Here is a 14651-nt window from a genome sequence, read left to right on the forward strand (position 1 = left end):
GTAATGCCGAGAGCGATTGGAATTCCATAAAAAAAGACTATATCCGTCATCATCAACTTTTTTGTCCGATAGTCGATCAGAGTTTGAAACTGATCGCGAAACGTCGCGGCGATCGACCATTTACTTGTCACGATAAGCCGCCATTTTCACATTGAGCTGCTGTCGTGTCCATGCCTTCTTCTTCCAGTCGTCGGGAAGTTTAAGGCCAACCTTAGACCGAAGGTCTGACACTTTGGTGAGCATGGCGTCCAGCACGTCGTCTGAAGAAAGGCGGTCTGCATCATCTGCTGCTAGAGAGTGAAGCAGTACTGGCACGTTCTTGGCCCCAAGCAAGAGGCGCCTTTGTTGTATTCCATCGGATAGAACAACCTCCACCTCATCGCCTGGATCTTCTTTAATGCCGATTATGCTATGCGCGTTAACATCGCCGGTGATGAGTTGGTCACGCAGGTTGCGCCCGAAATGCCCTAATCCCCGGCGCGGCCGCATTTGGCAGACTATCTTTCCTATTGAGCTTCGGATTGTTCCATCTGCAATATCTGATGAAGCTTCGTACTTGTTAACCTGAACAGATTTCATGTCGGCATTCTTGAGGTAAGAACTCCACGCTTCTTTGTCGATGTACCCTTCATTTTTGAATACAAAATTCTTGCCAGAATCTCTGAATTTCTCCACGAATGCCCGATAGAAGGTCGAAAGAACGGTTCCCGCCGAACTGTGACTGCCGTATCGCTCGCCTATCAATAGTGCGTATGGCCCATTTTCCGAAGCAACTAGCAGGTTTTTGGTAGTCGTAACTGCAGATTCGCTCTCGCTGATCTCCTTGGTGGTGCTCCCGCTCTTGATGTCGACCAGTTTTCCCTCTGTTCCGAAGCGGCCTTGGTCTGCGGAGAAGTAGATGGTCCGCCCGCTGGCTTTCAGGTTTTCGATGGTGAGGTAGAGATTACTTCCAGATGTTACAAGCGGCGTCTTCTTTACATCCTTAAGAAAACCATAAAAGAGAGTAATGAAATCAATCTCAGAGCCATCGAGATTGCTCATGTTGAAAGGTTTGTCGGGTTTCCGATTAGGGGCCACCTGAAGTAGGTGAATTGAATATGACTGTTTGGTCACGGTTGACCTTCCATCTACGCTGCTGAATCTGGCTCTAAAGGGTCAAGGCCGCGCCGCCTGCGCGGCGCGGCTTGGTGGGCCTGCTCGGCTTGGCGCCGATGTCCCCATCCATCGCGCCACGGCGCGGCCTCCCGCTTCGCTCACGGCCGCGCGGGCGCACAGCACGGCACTCGTGCTCGCCGGGTGCGCCACACCGCCCAGACGGCGCGAGGTTGCCATGCAGAGTACGCCGAAGGCCGACACTCCCGTGCCTATGAGCGCGTGTCCTCCCCGCGACCTGCTCGGTACCAGGGGCACCGCTGCCCCTGGACCCCGGCGAACCCGCACGCCCCGCGCCGTACTCGGAGTAGCACGAAGCCCCCGTAGGCGCGGAACGCACTACGGGGGCGGTGCTTGAACCGTGTAGCACCCGGTGTAGCAACGGCTCCGAACTACCTCGGACGGCCCCACCCGATGAGCTGCGAAGACGGACTAATCCAGACCGGCAAAACCCCCCAAAGGGGCGCCTTGAAAGCGGAAGACGGGCAACCGTCCGGGGGTTCAGATCCCTCCGCCTCCGCTCTCTGACCAGCGGCGATGTCGTTGGCGGGTGCGCGGGCACCGCCGGTCGCGTGCCGCTGGGGTGTTCTCGACCGCAGGTCAGCCTGCGGGGGTGCGGGACGTGACGATCGCGAGCAGGTGGTCGGGGACCCTCGACTCCGCGGCCAGCAGGCCCGCGGGCAGCAGTTCCAGCGCGCGGGGCAGCAGGGACGGTTGTTCCACCGACAGCACGGTGCCCGGTTCGCGGCGGCGCCAGCCGCGGGTGGAGATGGTGGTCATGGCGTTGCGGTAGGTGACGTCGCGCATGCGGCCGAGTTGGCGGGCGCGGTAGAGCAGGGCTTGGAGGCTGACGCCCCAGTGCTCCTTGAGGGTGGCGAGGCGGGGCCAGTCGGCGCGGGTGGGGAGGTGGTCGGCGATGGCGGCGGCGGGCAGCAGGAACTCGGCGGCGAAGCGGTTGGCCTGGTTCTCCACGACGGTGTTGCCGGGTTCCTCGTCGGCGTGCATGACGAGGTGGCCGAGTTCGTGGGCGACGTCGAAGCGCTGGCGGTAGTAGTCGTCCTTGGCGGGGTTGAGCAGCACCAGTGGGCGGTCGGCGCGGGAGACCGAGTAGGCGTCCACCGAGGCCGACTGGGGGGGCGTGAACACCGTCAGCACCCCGTTGCCCTCGGCCGCGCGGATGGTGTGCGGCACCGGTCCGTCGCCCAGGTCCCACAGGGCGCGCAGGGCGGCGGCGGCGCGCTCGGGGGCGTCGTCGGCGCAGTCGAGCGGCACCGGTGCCGACACCAGGCGCACCGGGGGGAAGTCGACGTGCCGCTCCAGCACGGCGGTGACCTCGGTGACGACCTGCACGTACGCCTCGGCCTGGTCGCGGGCGAGCTGGGTGGTGGAGCGCAGCGAGCGGAAGTGGGCGGTGGCGGGCGCGGCGCCCGCGCCCGGCAGGAAGAACCGCGGCTCCACGCCCAGGGCCAGGGCCAGCTTGGCGACCGTGGGCGGGGAGGGCCGCTTGGTGCCCGACTCGTAGAAGCTGATCGCGGCCGGGGTGAGCTCGACCGCGGCGGCGAGGGCGTTCTTGCGCAGGCCGGACAGCCGCCGCGCCAGGGTGAGCCTGCCGCCGTCGAACTGCGCCGCGGCCTCGGCGAGGTTCCCGCTCGTCATTCCCCTGTTCCCGCGACCCGCTTCAGCTGGACCTCGGCGTCGGACACCCCCCGCTGCCCGGTCGGGGCGCCGACGACCGGCCAGACCCTACCGGCCTCGCGCGGGCGCGGCTCGACCAGCCGCTCACGCCAGTGCCACGGCCTGCCGCCGCCCTCGGTGCTGCGCGGGCGGCCCAGCCAGCACTCGGAGTCGGTGGCGTCGGAGTTGATGGCGTGCGCGATGAACAGCACCGAGTCGTCGATCTCGGACTCGCCCAGGGTGAACAGGGTGAACTGGTCCTCCGGCGGGCGGCGGCCCGCGGCGCGCTGCTTGGTGGGCGTCTTCGACGCCCAGGAGATCCGGTCGACGCCCTCGTACGGGAACGAGGTCACCAGCCAGCGCCAGCGGTCGACGCGCCAGCCGGGGGAGCTGTGGTCGTCGGCGCGCAGCACCACCCCGGGGCGCACCGACGGCATCGCGTCGAGCTCCCCGGACAGCAGCCCGTCGCCGAGCACGTCCCGGCCGACGAGCTCGCCGTCGGGGTCGACGTGGTAGCGGCGGCAGTGGAAGACGCGGTCGAGGCGGTCGCAGAACAGCTTGTGCGCGGTGAGCCCCAGCCACACCTGGTCGTGCCCGGTGGCCGGGTCGTAGTCCATGGCCGTGCGCCGGGCGGCGGTGGCCCACGCCCACGAGACGGCCGCCAGCACCCCGGCCCGGCCGAGCTCGGCCAGCGCCCGTTCCCGCTGCTCAGTCATGCCACCGGACTCTACCGGCAGGCAGTAATCGGTGCGCGAAACTTAACCGGCGTGTCGGGTCAGGACTCGCAGCCCACGCCGTCGCGGTCGTCGTCGAAGCGGTGGCGGTCGGGCCTGCGGACGGGGAAGCCGCGGTCGGGGATGTCCGAGCAGTCCAGGTCGGCGGCGCCCAGCGGCAGGCAGAGCGTGGGGTAGCTCGGGTCGCACAGCCGGGGGCGCGAGGTGGTCGTGGTGCTCGCGGACGTGGTCGTGGTGGTGACCGGCGCGGGCTGCTCCTGCGGCAGCCGCAACTCCTCGCTCGTGGGCGCGGCCTGCTCTACCTCGGGGGTCCGCGTGGGCGTGCTGGTCGTCGTGCGCGGGGCGACCGTGACCGTGCGCACGGAGGTCACCGTGGACGTGCCGGCGCTCGTGGTGGTCGTCGGCGCGGGTGCCGACGACGGGGCCGCGGCGGCGGGCTCGGAGTCCGGGCGCTGCCCCAGCACGCCGCCGATCGTGGCGGCGGACAGCGTGAGGGCGACCAGGGGCCAGGTCGGCAGGGGGCGGATCTTGCGCACGTGTGTTTCTATCCGAACCGCCTACCGCTTGGTTACCCGCCGCGATCCGATCGTGATGTGACGGCGGTCCGGGCGCACCCCGCAGGCGCCCGGACCGCCCGCCCTCAGGCCAGTTCGCGCCCGCGGGTCTCCGGCAGGCCGAACAGCGCCAGGAACGCCAGCACGTAGGCCAGCGCGGCGAACCCCATCGCCCCGCCGACGCCCCAGCTCTCCGCGAGGAACCCCACCGCGCCCGGGAACAGCGCCCCCACGCCTCGACCGAAGTTATAGGTGAACCCCGGACCCACCCCGCGCACGTGCGCCGGGTACAGCTCGGACAGGAACGCGCCGAACCCGCTGAAGATCGCCGAGTAGCAGAACCCGAGCGGGAAGCCCAGGTAGAGCACCCAGTCGCCCGCGCTGGCGGGCAGTTGCGTGTAGAGCAGGATCAGCACCGCGTCCACCACCGCGAACAGCCCGATCGATGCCTTGCGCCCCAACCGGTCGGTGAACCACCCGCCGCACAGGTAGCCCAGGAACGCCCCGACGATGAGGAACGCGGTGTAGCCGGTGCTGCCGACGACGCTGAGCCCCCGGTCCTTCTGCAGGAACGTCGGCACCCACGTGGCCAGCGTGTAGTAGCCGCCCTGCACGCCCGTCGTCATCAGCGCCGCGAACAGCGTCGGCCGCAGCAGGTCGCCGCTGAAGATCTCCCGCAGCGACCCGCGCGGGCCGGCCTCCCGCTCGCGCACGGGCGCGTCCTCGGTGCCCCGCCGCAGGTAGAACACGAGCAGGGCGGGCAGCGCGCCGGTCAGGAACAGCACCCGCCAGGCCGTGCCCGGCTCGAACAGCGCGTAGACGCCCAGCTGCACCAGCACGGCCGCGCCCCACCCCACGGCCCAGGCGCTCTGCACCACCGACGCCACCCGCCCGCGGTGCCGCGCGGCGGTGTACTCGGCCACGAGCACGGCCCCGGTCGCCCACTCGCCGCCGAACCCGAGACCTTGGAGCACCCGGAACACCAGCAGCGTCTCGTAGTTCGGCGCCAGCCCGCACAGCGCGGTGAACAGGGCGAACGCCAGGACCGTGATCGCCAGGGTGCGCACCCGGCCGATCCGGTCGGCGAGGATGCCCGCGATCAGCCCGCCGAAGGCCGACGACACCAGCGTCGCCGTGCTGAACAGGCCGGTCTGCCCGGTGCTGAGCCCGAACGCCACCCCGATCGCGGGCAGCGCCAGGGGCAGCACCTGGTAGTCGTAGGAGTCGAGGCCGTAGCCCAGGAAGGCGCTGGTGAACGCCCGCCGCCCCGGTGGCGGCAGCTCCCGGTACCAGCCCATCCGCGCGCGCGTGCCGGTCGTGCCCATCGGACCCCCTCGGTGCCAGTGGTGTGCCGCACGTCCCGGTCAGTCTGTAGGATTGTTCAACAAGTCCACAACCCTGCGGTGTGCGGTTCGCCCGGAAAGCGGCAGAGCGGGTGAGATCCCCACCTCCCGCGCCGGGCCCGCGCGCCCCGCCGGACTTAGGGTGCGTCCGTGTCGACGCTGACCTTGTGGGAGTCCTTGGCCGTCCTCGCGGCGGGCATCTTCGCCGGTGGCATCAACGTGGTGGTCGGCTCGGGCACGCTCGTCACGTTCCCGGTGCTGCTCGCCGTGGGCTACCCGCCGATCGTGGCCAACGTGTCCAACACCCTCGGCCTCGTCCCCGGCTCCATCACCGGCGCCATCGGCTACCGCACCGAGCTGGCGGGCCAGCGCCCGCGCCTGCTGCGGCTGGGCCTGGCCTCGCTGCTCGGCGGCGTCCTCGGCGCCGTCCTGCTGCTCACGCTGCCCGCCGAGGCGTTCGAGGGCATCGTCCCGGTGCTGATCGTGGTGGCCCTGGTGCTGGTCGTCCTGCAACCCCGGCTGTCGCGGGCGCTGGCCGCCCGCCGCACCGACGACGCCAAGCCGCACGGCGGCGCCCTGGTGTGGGTCGGGGTGTTCCTCACCGGCGTCTACGGCGGCTACTTCGGCGCCGCGCAGGGCATCATCCTGCTCGGGCTGATGGGCATCCTGCTCGCCGAGCCCCTCCAGCGGCTCAACGCGGTGAAGAACGTGCTCGCGGCGCTGGTCAACGCCGTGTCCGGGGTGATCTTCATCCTGGTCGCGGACGTCGCCTGGCTGCCCGTGGTGCTCATCGCCGTCGGCTCGACCCTCGGCGGCTTCCTCGGCGCCAAGGTCGGCCGCAAGCTCTCCCCGGCGATCCTGCGCGGCGTGATCGTCGTGGTCGGCCTGGCGGCCATCGCCAAGATCGTCCTGGGTTAGCTCGGGAAGTCCGCTGCGGCGGCGAGGAACTGGTCGTTCTCCGCGGCAGTGCCGATCGTCACGCGCGCGCCATCACCCGCGAACGCCCGCACGACCACCTTGTGCGCCATGCAGTGCTCGTTGAACTCCGCGGTGCGCTCGCCCAGCGGCAGCCAGACGAAGTTGGCCTGCGAGGGCGGCACGTCGAACCCCATGCCCAGCAGCGCCTCGCGGACCCGGGTGCGCTCGGCCACGATCTCCCGGCACCGCTCCAGCAGCTCGTCCTGCGCCCGCAGCGAGGCCACCGCCGCCGCCTGCGCCACCGCGTTCACCCCGAACGGCACGAACACCTTGCGCACCACCTCGGTGACCTCCTCCGAGGCCACCAGGTAGCCCACCCGCAGCCCCGCCAGGCCGTAGGCCTTGGAGAAGGTGCGCAGCACGGCCACGTTGTCCCGGCCGTGCGCCCAGGACGCCTTGGCGTACTCCACGCCGTCGGGGATGGCCGGGTCGTCGACGAACTCCCGGTACGCCTCGTCGATCACCACGAGCACGTCCGAGGGCACCGCCGAGACGACCCGGTCCAGCTGCTCGGCGGTCAGCGCCGTGCCGGTGGGGTTGTTCGGCGTGCAGACGAAGACCAACCGGGTCCGCGGGGTCACCGCGGCCACGATCGCCTCGACGTCCAGCTCGTGCCCGGCGGTCAGCGGCACGCGCACCTGCTGGGCCCCGACGACCTGGGTGATGATCGGGTACGCCTCGAACGAGCGCCACGGGAACACCACCACGTCGGACTCGCCGCAGGTGGCCTGCACCAGCTGCTGGCACAGGGTCACCGACCCGCAGCCCACCGACACCTGCGACTCGCGCACGCCCAGCCGCGCCGCCAGCTCGGCCACCACGGCCGTCGCCCCGCTGTCGGGGTAGCGGTTGACCTGCCCCGCCGCCTCCGCGATCGCCGCCACCACGCTGGGCAGCGGCCCGAGCGAGACCTCGTTGCTGGCCAGCTTCACCGCCCCGGGGACGGTGCGGCCGGGCACGTAGCCGGGCAGCGCGGCCAGGTCGGCGCGGGTGCGGACGCTCATCGTGGCTCCTCGTGGGGTCCTGGGACGACGGCGCCCACGCTAGCCGAGCCGGGGCCGGGAGTTGTCCGCCAGGAGCGGTCCGCGCGCACCCGGCGCGCGCGCACCCGCGGTCGAGCTGGTGCTCCCGGGTGAGCGGGCGATCACGTTGACTGGTGTTCACCCCGCCGTGGTTGGGTTGCTCATGGTCCAGACCCGCACAGAGGATGTCCCCACCGCCGCCGCCACCGTCCGCCTGACCTGCGCGGAGCCCGACGGCGTCGTGCGCGGCGGCCTCGTGGTGCTGCCCGAGGCGCGCGGCGTCACCGAGGCCGTGCGCGGCGTGGTGGCGGGGTTGGCCGCGGAGGGCTGGCTGGTCGCGGTGCCGCACCTGCACCACGGCGAGCACCACGAGGTGGACGACCCCGACCTCGACGCCCTCTCCGGCCCCGCCGTCCTGACCGCGCACGACGCCGCCGCCGGGTGGCTCGCCGGGCACGGGGTGACCCCCGACCGCACCGGCGTCATCGGCTTCGAGCTCGGCGGCGCCGCGGCCGTCCTGGTCGCCACCGCCCGCGACCTCGGCGCCGCGGTCACCGTGGCGGGCGGCGGCATCCTCGAACCGCTGGCCCCCAGCCTCCCCGCGCTGGTGGAGGTCGCGGGCGAGCTGCGCTGCCCGTGGCTGGGCCTCTACCGCGAGGAGGGCGACGACATCACCCCCGAGCAGGTCGAGAAGCTGCGCGACGCGGCCAGCACCGCCCAGACCGCCACCGACGTCGTCCGGTTCCGCTTCGACTCCACCTACGAGGCCTGGCAGCGGGCGTTGAACTGGTTCGACGCGCACCTGCGCTGAGCACCGACATACTTGCGACCCATGGTCGCCACCTTGAGCGAGGTCGAGTTCGACCTCACCTGGGAGGCGCTCGGCCTGGCCGAGCGCCCCTACCCGCTCGACGTCCCCAGCTTCGGGCACACCACCGACGAGCGCGCCCGGCTGCGCGCCGAGGTCGCCGCCGCGCTCACCGCCCGCGGCCTGCGCACCGGCGAGGACCTCGACCGCGACCTCGAGGACCAGCTCCTGCTGCTGGCCAGGCCCGACTACAGCCTGGACTGCCTGCTCTCGGTCGGCGCCGACCTCAAGGTCGTCGGGGCGGGCGCGGGCAGCCGCACGGCCCTGGCCGTGCAGCACGGCGGGCAGATCAGGGTCGGCGCCGCGGGCCGCGGCGGGGTGGCCGCCGAGGTCGCGGGCATGCTCGTCGACCTGCCCGCCGGCCCCGGCAACCCGGTGACCCTGCGCAAGGCCGACTTCACCGCCGCCGTCGAGGCCTACGCCGCCACCGGCTTCGGCGGCCTGGAGCACGCGCTCAACCGGGCGGGGGTCTCCGGCCGGGACATGCGCACCGTCACCACCCTCGTGCAGAGCCCGCGCAGCGGCGGCGGGCAGGCCGCGGCCAACGCCGTCGACCGGGTCGGGCGGCGCACCAGGACACCGGTGCTCAACTGGTTCGACGCCGAACCCGGCCGCTACGCCGTGCAGGCGCAGGTCCACGGCGGCGAGGAGTGGCTGGCCATCGCCCCGGTCGACACCGCGGTGCTCGCCGGTCGCCTCCAGCAGCTCGTCGACGGGGTCCGCCGCTGATCACCCCGGCTCCCGCGCCGCCGCCCGCGCGGTAGCACACTGGAGCGCGTGACCAGAGCCGCCACCGAACGCGACGCCGCCCGCCGCTGGCTCCCCTCCGGCGAGACCACCGTCAAGCTCCTCACCTGGTCGACGCGGGTCGTCGCCCTGCTGGCCGTGCTGTCGGTGCTGCTGCCCGGCTCGCGCCGCCCCCAGCTGCGCGAGGCCCTGGGCGCCTGGCTCAACCTGCCCGAGCAGGCCACCGTCGCCGCGGGCGCGGTCGTGCTGACCAGCGGGGTGATGCTGTGGCTGCTGGCCAACGCGCTGCGCCGCCGCAAGCGCCGCGCCTGGCAGGTGGCGGTGGTGGTGACGGCCCTGATCACCGTCGCGCACGCGGTGGCGTGGCGGCACGGCATCGGCTCCGGGGTCACCGCGCTGGTGCTGTGCGGGGCGCTGATCGCCACCCGCAAGCACTTCACCGCCGCCCCCGACCCCGTCTACGGCAAGTGGCGTGCGCTGCGGGTGGCCCTGCAGCTGCTCGGGGCGGGCTTCGCCGCCGTGTTCGTGCTCCTGGTGGGCACGCCCCGGCGGCTGTCCGGCGACCCGTCGTTCCTCGACGCGGTGAGCCAGTCCCTGCTGGCCCTCATCGGCGTCAGCGGCCCGGTGCACCCGGTGGCCTGGCTCGACGACCTCACCGCCGCCATCGGCCTGGTCTTCGGCGTCGGCGCGGCCCTGCTCGGCGGCTACTACCTGCTGCGCTCCGCCGAGCCCAAGCCCGGCCTGGCCGCCGACGACGAGGACGCCCTGCGCGCCCTGCTGGCCACCCGCGGCCGCGACGACTCCCTGGGCTACTTCGCCCTGCGCCGGGACAAGGCGGTGGTGCTCTCCCCGACCGGCAAGGCCGCGGTGTCGTTCCGGGTGCTGGCGGGCGTCGCCCTGGCCTCCGGCGACCCCCTGGGCGACCTGGAGGCGTGGCCGGGGGCGATCGAGCGGTTCCTGGCCGAGTGCCGCGCCAACGCCTGGGTCCCGGCCGTCATCGGCTGCTCCGAGCGCGGCGCCACCGTCTGGGTCCGCTACGGCCTCGACGCCATCGAGCTCGGCGACGAGGCCGTCGTCGACGCCACCGCCTTCAGCCTCGACGGCCGGGCCATGCGCGGGGTCCGCCAAGCCGTCGCCAAGCTGCGCCGCGCGGGCTACGGCGTCACCGTCCGCCGCTGCTCCGACATCCCCGACGACGAGCGCGCCGACCTGGCCGACCTCGCCGAGCGCTGGCGCGGCACCGAGACCGAGCGCGGCTTCTCCATGGCCCTCTCCCGCGCCTGCGACCCCGCCGACCCCGACTGCGTCATCGTCACCGCCACCCGCGGCACCGAGGTCACCGGCCTGCTCCAGTTCGTCCCCTGGGGCCCCGACGGCCTCTCCCTCGACCTCATGCGCCGTGACCGCGCCACCGGCGACAACGGCCTCAACGAGCTCATGATCACCGACCTGCTCGCCGCCTGCCCCACCCTCGGCATCACCCGCGTCTCGCTCAACTTCGCCGTCTTCCGCGCCGCCCTCGAACGCGGCGGCCGCATCGGCGCGGGCCCGGTCGCCCGCCTCTGGGCCCGCGCCCTCAAGCTCGGCTCCCGCTGGTGGCAGATCGAGACCCTCTACAAGTTCAACGCCAAGTTCGCCCCCACCTGGCTCCCCCGCTACCTCGTCTTCCCCGCCGTCCGCGACCTGCCCCGCGTCGCGCTCGCCGCCATGGAGGCCGAGGGCTTCGGAGGCCGCCCACCTGCGCTTCTGCGCGTCCTCAACCGCTAAGAGGGGGGTGTTGCGCACCCCGCTGGAGCACCTGTGTAGTCTCTTCTCTCGAGCGGCCTGGGGCCCCGGGAGGCTTCGCCTAGTCTGGTCTATGGCGCCGCACTGCTAATGCGGTTGGGGTTAACAGCCCCTCCCGGGTTCAAATCCCGGAGCCTCCGCTGGACGCCCGGGAGACCGGGCAGCCAACGACAACTGAACACGCACCCGTAGCTCAACGGATAGAGCATCTGACTACGGATCAGAAGGTTAGGGGTTCGAATCCCTTCGGGTGCACCACAGGAGTCAGCCGCTTGACCTCAGGTCAAGCGGCTGACTTTTTGTCCGACCAGGATGTGGCTCGCGCTTTCGCTGTGACCCCCGCCAACCGCTCCTCCTCCGACGTGCTGGGAGGAGGAGCGGTTCGGTCATTGGCCGGTGGCGACCAGGACGAGCTTGTCGGTGCCCTTGGCGAGGTAGGCGTGGACGAACCAGCCCTGGCCGGTGAAGGTGGAGTTGAGGGCGTCACTGGTCAGGTAAGGGCCTTCGGGGACGTCGTCGCGCAGGCCGTCGACGACGGGGGGTTGGTCGGTGGTTTCGCGGGTTCCGGGGGTGACCTCGGAGACCTTCGCGGGGGGGAGGGTGACGACGGCGTCGATCCAGTAGGTCGACGGGCCGGGGACGCGGTCGTCGCCGAGGGTGCCGGACATCCACTGGGCGGACCGGGCGTCGGCGAGGCCGGGGAAGCGCTTGGTGAGGGGGGCGAGGTCGGTGCGCAGTTCGCCGGTGCCGGACTTGGTCGGCATGCGGGGTCCTCTCTCCGGCGGGGTGGTGCCGCAGGCGGTCAGCAGGAGGGCGAGCAGGAGGGGGACCGTGCGGGTCACCTGGCGCGGTTCCTCTCGGGTTCCCTGGGGTTGTCCGGGGTCGGGCCGCGGTCGCGCTCGGTGCCGCGGACCTCGCGGTCGGACGGGGTGGGGTCGTCGGACAGGCCCGCGGGCGGGTTGCCCAGCTCCCAGGTGATCGTCTTGGTGATGGTGCCGTGGGTGTCGAAGGGCTTGGCCCAGCCGACCTCGGTGAACCGGCCGTTGGCGTCGTCCGGCGCGCCCGTGGCGATGTCGGCCTGGCCGCGGTTGAAGTTGTACCGGTCCTCGGCCTCCACCGTCACCTCCATGGTGACCCGGTTGCCCTCGACCCGGACGTCGCCGTGGCTCCACAGCTGGTGGCCGCCGATGGCCTTCTGCCAGTTCTCCGTCTGCGGCTGGTGGGAGATCGGGTGCGCGCCGCCGGTCATCGAGAAGTCGCGCTGCCCGCCCGCGATCAGCTCCTCCGCGGCGCGGGCCGCGCGGGCGACCTCGGTGTCGACGCTGGCGCGGATGCCGGAGTCCTCGCGGTAGGCCTTGGCGTAGTCGAGCTCCATGGGCGTGCCGGTGTTGGACCAGTAGTGCTCGTAGGTGGCCGTGCCGTCCGGCAGGTACCCGAGCAGCTGGGCGCCGCGCAGCTGGGCGAGCCACTTCGCCTTCGCCACGTGGTCGGCGAGCGTCGGGTCCTCGGTGTCGTAGGCGAAGTCCTCGTCGTAGGTGATCTCGGGCTTCTGCGGCTTGCCGGTGTGGTACTCGCCGTCCGCGGTGTAGGCGGTGTCCGCCTCGGCCAGGGTGGTGGCGCCGTTGTCGCTGACCTTGCCCCCGGCCGCCGCCGCGAGGGCCTCGGCCAGCGCGGTGTCGATCTCCCCAGCGGTCGTCATGGCCTTGGTGACACCGTCCGCCAGCGCCCGCCCCAGTGCCGCGCGGGCGGCGGGGTCACCGCTGTCGGGGGCCTGGTCGTGCACCGAGCCGTCGGCGCCGATGCTGAACCGGTTGGCCTGCGCCACGCCCTCCAGGTCGTCGATGCCCCGGCGCAGCTCCTGCACGGCGTCAGCTGCCTGCTCCAGCGCGCGCTGCACGTGCGCGGCCTCGGCGACCACGTGCTCCGCGCGGTCGCGCAGCGTGCCGAGGGTGTCACGCGCGCCCGCGGCGTTCTCCCCGTGCCAGGCCAACGGCCCGAACGACATGTCCAGCTCGTCCTGCAAGCCCAGGACCCGGTCCTTGCGCCCCCGCACGGCCTGGGCGACGTCCTCCAGCCCGTCGGCGTCCCACGTCCTGATCTCGGCGTAGCTGCTCACCCGCCACCCCCCAAGCTGTCCAGCAGCGCCCCGATCCCGCCGAAGTCCGCCTTGGCCGCGTCCTCGTTCCGCTGGTAGCCGTCCGCGGACGTCCCGAGGTTGCCGCTGAACGTCGCGATGTCCGCCGACCAGGCCCGCAACCGCTCGTCCCACGCCTCGGCCAACGCCTGCGCCCGCCCCGCCGCGGCCGACCCGGGCATGGCCGCGCCCACCGGCCTGACCGCCTCACCCAGCTTCACCTGCCCGGCCTGCTCCCCAGCCGACCCCGCGGCCCTGGCCGCCTTGCGCAACCCCTCGACGTCGACCTCGTAGCCGTCCACGGCGGTGACGCTAGGCGATGAGGTCGAGGATCACGTGGCTTTCCCACCGACCATCACCCGGACGGACGTGCACCTTCCCGACAAATCCACGCGGCCCCCGAAGTCCGTTCCGGAGAACCGGCCGATTGGTGGGTGGCTGTCGGTGTCGAACGGGGTGGAACCGCAACCCGTGGGCTGGCGTCGAAGGGGGGCGTTGCAACCGGACTGGGTGGGGGAACTCGATGGCCGTCGCTGACCGCGAAGAGGCGGGGAGGCGGACGACCGCGCTCACGTGCGCGGTGATCGCCCAGGTCGTGCTGGCGGGGGTCCTGGTCACGTGGGCGGGCACCGACGAGCCGCTGGGGCGCGACGTCTTCGGGCGGGGTGGGTCGGTGGGCGTGTTGGTCGCGGCGATGGCGCTCATCGGGGTGGGGGCGAGCCTGGTGCTCGTCCGGCCCGCGCGGCCGGTGCTGCTGGTCGGCGCGGTGGGGGTGGGTGTGGCGGTCGGGGGGCTGGCCGTGCTCGCGTTCGCGGCGCTGTCGGCGGCGACGGGGTTGTTGCTCTTGCTCGCGTGCGGGATGGCGGTGCCGGTCCTGCTGGGCGTCACGCGCACCCGCTCGCGGGCCCAGGACCGGACTGCGGGAGGGTGATCGTGGACGACTTGATGGCGCAGTTCGCGCAGATGCAGAAGTACACCGCGGCCTTGCACGGGCTGATGACCGCGGCGCAGGAGCACGCGCCGCGGCACGCCGAGGGCACCGACGGGTCGGGGCTGGTGCGCGTGGAGCTCGGGCCGGACGGGCTGCCGGTGTCCATCCGCGTGGCCGCTGAGTGGACCAGGCGGATCACGGCGGAGGGGTTCGCCGGGGCGGTGGTCGAGGCCGCGCAGGCCGCGATGTCCGAGCGGATGCGGGAGTGGACCCAGGCGCTGGCCCAGGACGGGTGGCGCGACCGGGCGGACCGGATGCGCGGGCCGTCCGCCGCGACCGGGGGCCAGGTGCCCGCCGCGTTCCGCAAGCCCGCGCCGCAGGTCGACCCGCGGCCGATCGGGGACGTCGCGGAGGACATGTTCAAGGCCTTCGACCGGGTCGGGTCCGCCGCGAGCGCCCCGGCCGCGACCGGGGCGTCCGGGTCCGACGAGAGCGGCAAGCTGACGATCACCCTCTCGCCCACCGGCATGACCGGCTGCACCGCCGACCCGCGCTGGGTGGCCGAGCAGAGCGCCGCCCGGCTGATGAACGCCCTCGACGGCGCGCTGCGCTCGGCCAAGGCCGCGCTCGCGGGCGCCGCCGCGGCGCCCACCCAGGACTCCGGGCTCGACGGCCTGCTCGCCGAGGCCATGGCCCTGCTGAACGACCCCCGCAAGCTCGCCGACTGAG

The 14651-nt window shown here is 72.1% G+C and carries 15 protein-coding genes and 2 tRNA genes; 8 read left to right on the forward strand and 9 right to left on the reverse strand.

Translation table 11 applies throughout. The features are described 5' to 3' along the window. Positions 1-120 precede the first annotated feature (120 nt). The 5 genes from BJP25_RS33580 to BJP25_RS21550 form a co-directional block, all read right to left on the reverse strand. Complete coding sequence (locus BJP25_RS33580; protein WP_143219239.1) at positions 121-1041, reverse strand: hypothetical protein; 921 nt, start codon at positions 1039-1041, stop codon at positions 121-123. A 711-nt stretch (positions 1042-1752) separates the two neighbouring features. Then, positions 1753-2808: a helix-turn-helix domain-containing protein gene (locus BJP25_RS21535; protein WP_075976813.1), complete on the reverse strand. Its 1056-nt coding sequence runs from the start codon at positions 2806-2808 to the stop codon at positions 1753-1755. After that, a complete protein-coding gene (locus tag BJP25_RS21540) occupies positions 2805-3542 on the reverse strand; it encodes a hypothetical protein (protein WP_075976814.1) in 738 nt (245 codons plus the stop codon). Before BJP25_RS21540 ends, BJP25_RS21535 begins: the two co-directional genes overlap by 4 nt. 59 nt (positions 3543-3601) lie before the next feature. Next, a complete protein-coding gene (locus BJP25_RS35080; protein ID WP_075976815.1) occupies positions 3602-4096 on the reverse strand; it encodes a hypothetical protein in 495 nt (164 codons plus the stop codon). Positions 4097-4200: 104 nt separating this feature from the next. Beyond that, entirely contained in the window at positions 4201-5439 is a 1239-nt protein-coding gene (locus BJP25_RS21550) for an MFS transporter (protein WP_075976816.1), read from the reverse strand. Positions 5440-5616: 177 nt separating this feature from the next. On the opposite strand from BJP25_RS21550, the gene BJP25_RS21555 reads away from it, so the two are divergent. After that, positions 5617-6375 carry a sulfite exporter TauE/SafE family protein gene (locus BJP25_RS21555; RefSeq protein WP_075976866.1) on the forward strand — a complete coding sequence of 253 codons (759 nt, stop codon included), beginning with the start codon at positions 5617-5619 and terminating at the stop codon, positions 6373-6375. Here BJP25_RS21555 and hisC read toward each other — a convergent pair. Beyond that, positions 6372-7439, reverse strand: coding sequence for a histidinol-phosphate transaminase (hisC, locus tag BJP25_RS21560; RefSeq protein ID WP_075976817.1), 1068 nt, complete (start codon positions 7437-7439; stop codon positions 6372-6374). The two genes, BJP25_RS21555 and hisC, sit on opposite strands and share 4 nt — an antisense overlap. A 181-nt stretch (positions 7440-7620) precedes the next feature. Here hisC and BJP25_RS21565 point away from each other — a divergent pair, with 181 nt between their 5' ends. The 5 genes from BJP25_RS21565 to BJP25_RS21585 all read left to right on the forward strand — a co-directional run bounded on the left by BJP25_RS21565 (position 7621) and on the right by BJP25_RS21585 (position 11115). Next, the gene (locus BJP25_RS21565) at positions 7621-8268 is read left to right on the forward strand and encodes a dienelactone hydrolase family protein (protein WP_075976818.1); all 648 of its coding nucleotides are present in this window, start codon (positions 7621-7623) and stop codon (positions 8266-8268) included. Between the two features lie 21 nt (positions 8269-8289). Then, on the forward strand, positions 8290-9054 hold the full coding sequence (locus BJP25_RS21570) for an ESX secretion-associated protein EspG (RefSeq protein ID WP_075976819.1): 765 nt from the start codon (positions 8290-8292) through the stop codon (positions 9052-9054). A 48-nt stretch (positions 9055-9102) separates the two neighbouring features. Continuing rightward, positions 9103-10839: a phosphatidylglycerol lysyltransferase domain-containing protein gene (locus BJP25_RS21575; RefSeq protein ID WP_075976820.1), complete on the forward strand. Its 1737-nt coding sequence runs from the start codon at positions 9103-9105 to the stop codon at positions 10837-10839. A 68-nt stretch (positions 10840-10907) separates the two neighbouring features. Further along, positions 10908-10997 (forward strand) — tRNA-Ser (locus BJP25_RS21580). Positions 10998-11039: 42 nt separating this feature from the next. After that, positions 11040-11115 (forward strand) — tRNA-Arg (locus BJP25_RS21585). A 128-nt stretch (positions 11116-11243) separates the two neighbouring features. Here BJP25_RS21585 and BJP25_RS21590 read toward each other — a convergent pair. Genes BJP25_RS21590 through BJP25_RS21600 form a run of 3 tightly spaced genes read right to left on the reverse strand, consistent with a single transcriptional unit; the run spans position 11244 to position 13293 of the window. Next, entirely contained in the window at positions 11244-11699 is a 456-nt protein-coding gene (locus tag BJP25_RS21590) for a hypothetical protein (RefSeq protein ID WP_084794329.1), read from the reverse strand. Next, positions 11696-12973: a WXG100 family type VII secretion target gene (locus BJP25_RS21595; RefSeq protein WP_075976821.1), complete on the reverse strand. Its 1278-nt coding sequence runs from the start codon at positions 12971-12973 to the stop codon at positions 11696-11698. Before BJP25_RS21595 ends, BJP25_RS21590 begins: the two co-directional genes overlap by 4 nt. After that, complete coding sequence (locus BJP25_RS21600; RefSeq protein ID WP_075976822.1) at positions 12970-13293, reverse strand: hypothetical protein; 324 nt, start codon at positions 13291-13293, stop codon at positions 12970-12972. Before BJP25_RS21600 ends, BJP25_RS21595 begins: the two co-directional genes overlap by 4 nt. 221 nt (positions 13294-13514) lie before the next feature. Here BJP25_RS21600 and BJP25_RS33590 point away from each other — a divergent pair, with 221 nt between their 5' ends. Further along, complete coding sequence (locus BJP25_RS33590; protein WP_143219240.1) at positions 13515-13922, forward strand: hypothetical protein; 408 nt, start codon at positions 13515-13517, stop codon at positions 13920-13922. 2 nt (positions 13923-13924) lie between these two features. After that, positions 13925-14650 (forward strand): hypothetical protein, encoded by a 726-nt coding sequence (locus tag BJP25_RS21610; protein WP_143219241.1) that lies wholly within the window; start codon positions 13925-13927, stop codon positions 14648-14650. Position 14651 lies beyond the last annotated feature (1 nt).

Origin of the sequence: Actinokineospora bangkokensis (assembly GCF_001940455.1) — a bacterium.
Lineage (GTDB): Bacteria > Actinomycetota > Actinomycetes > Mycobacteriales > Pseudonocardiaceae > Actinokineospora > Actinokineospora bangkokensis.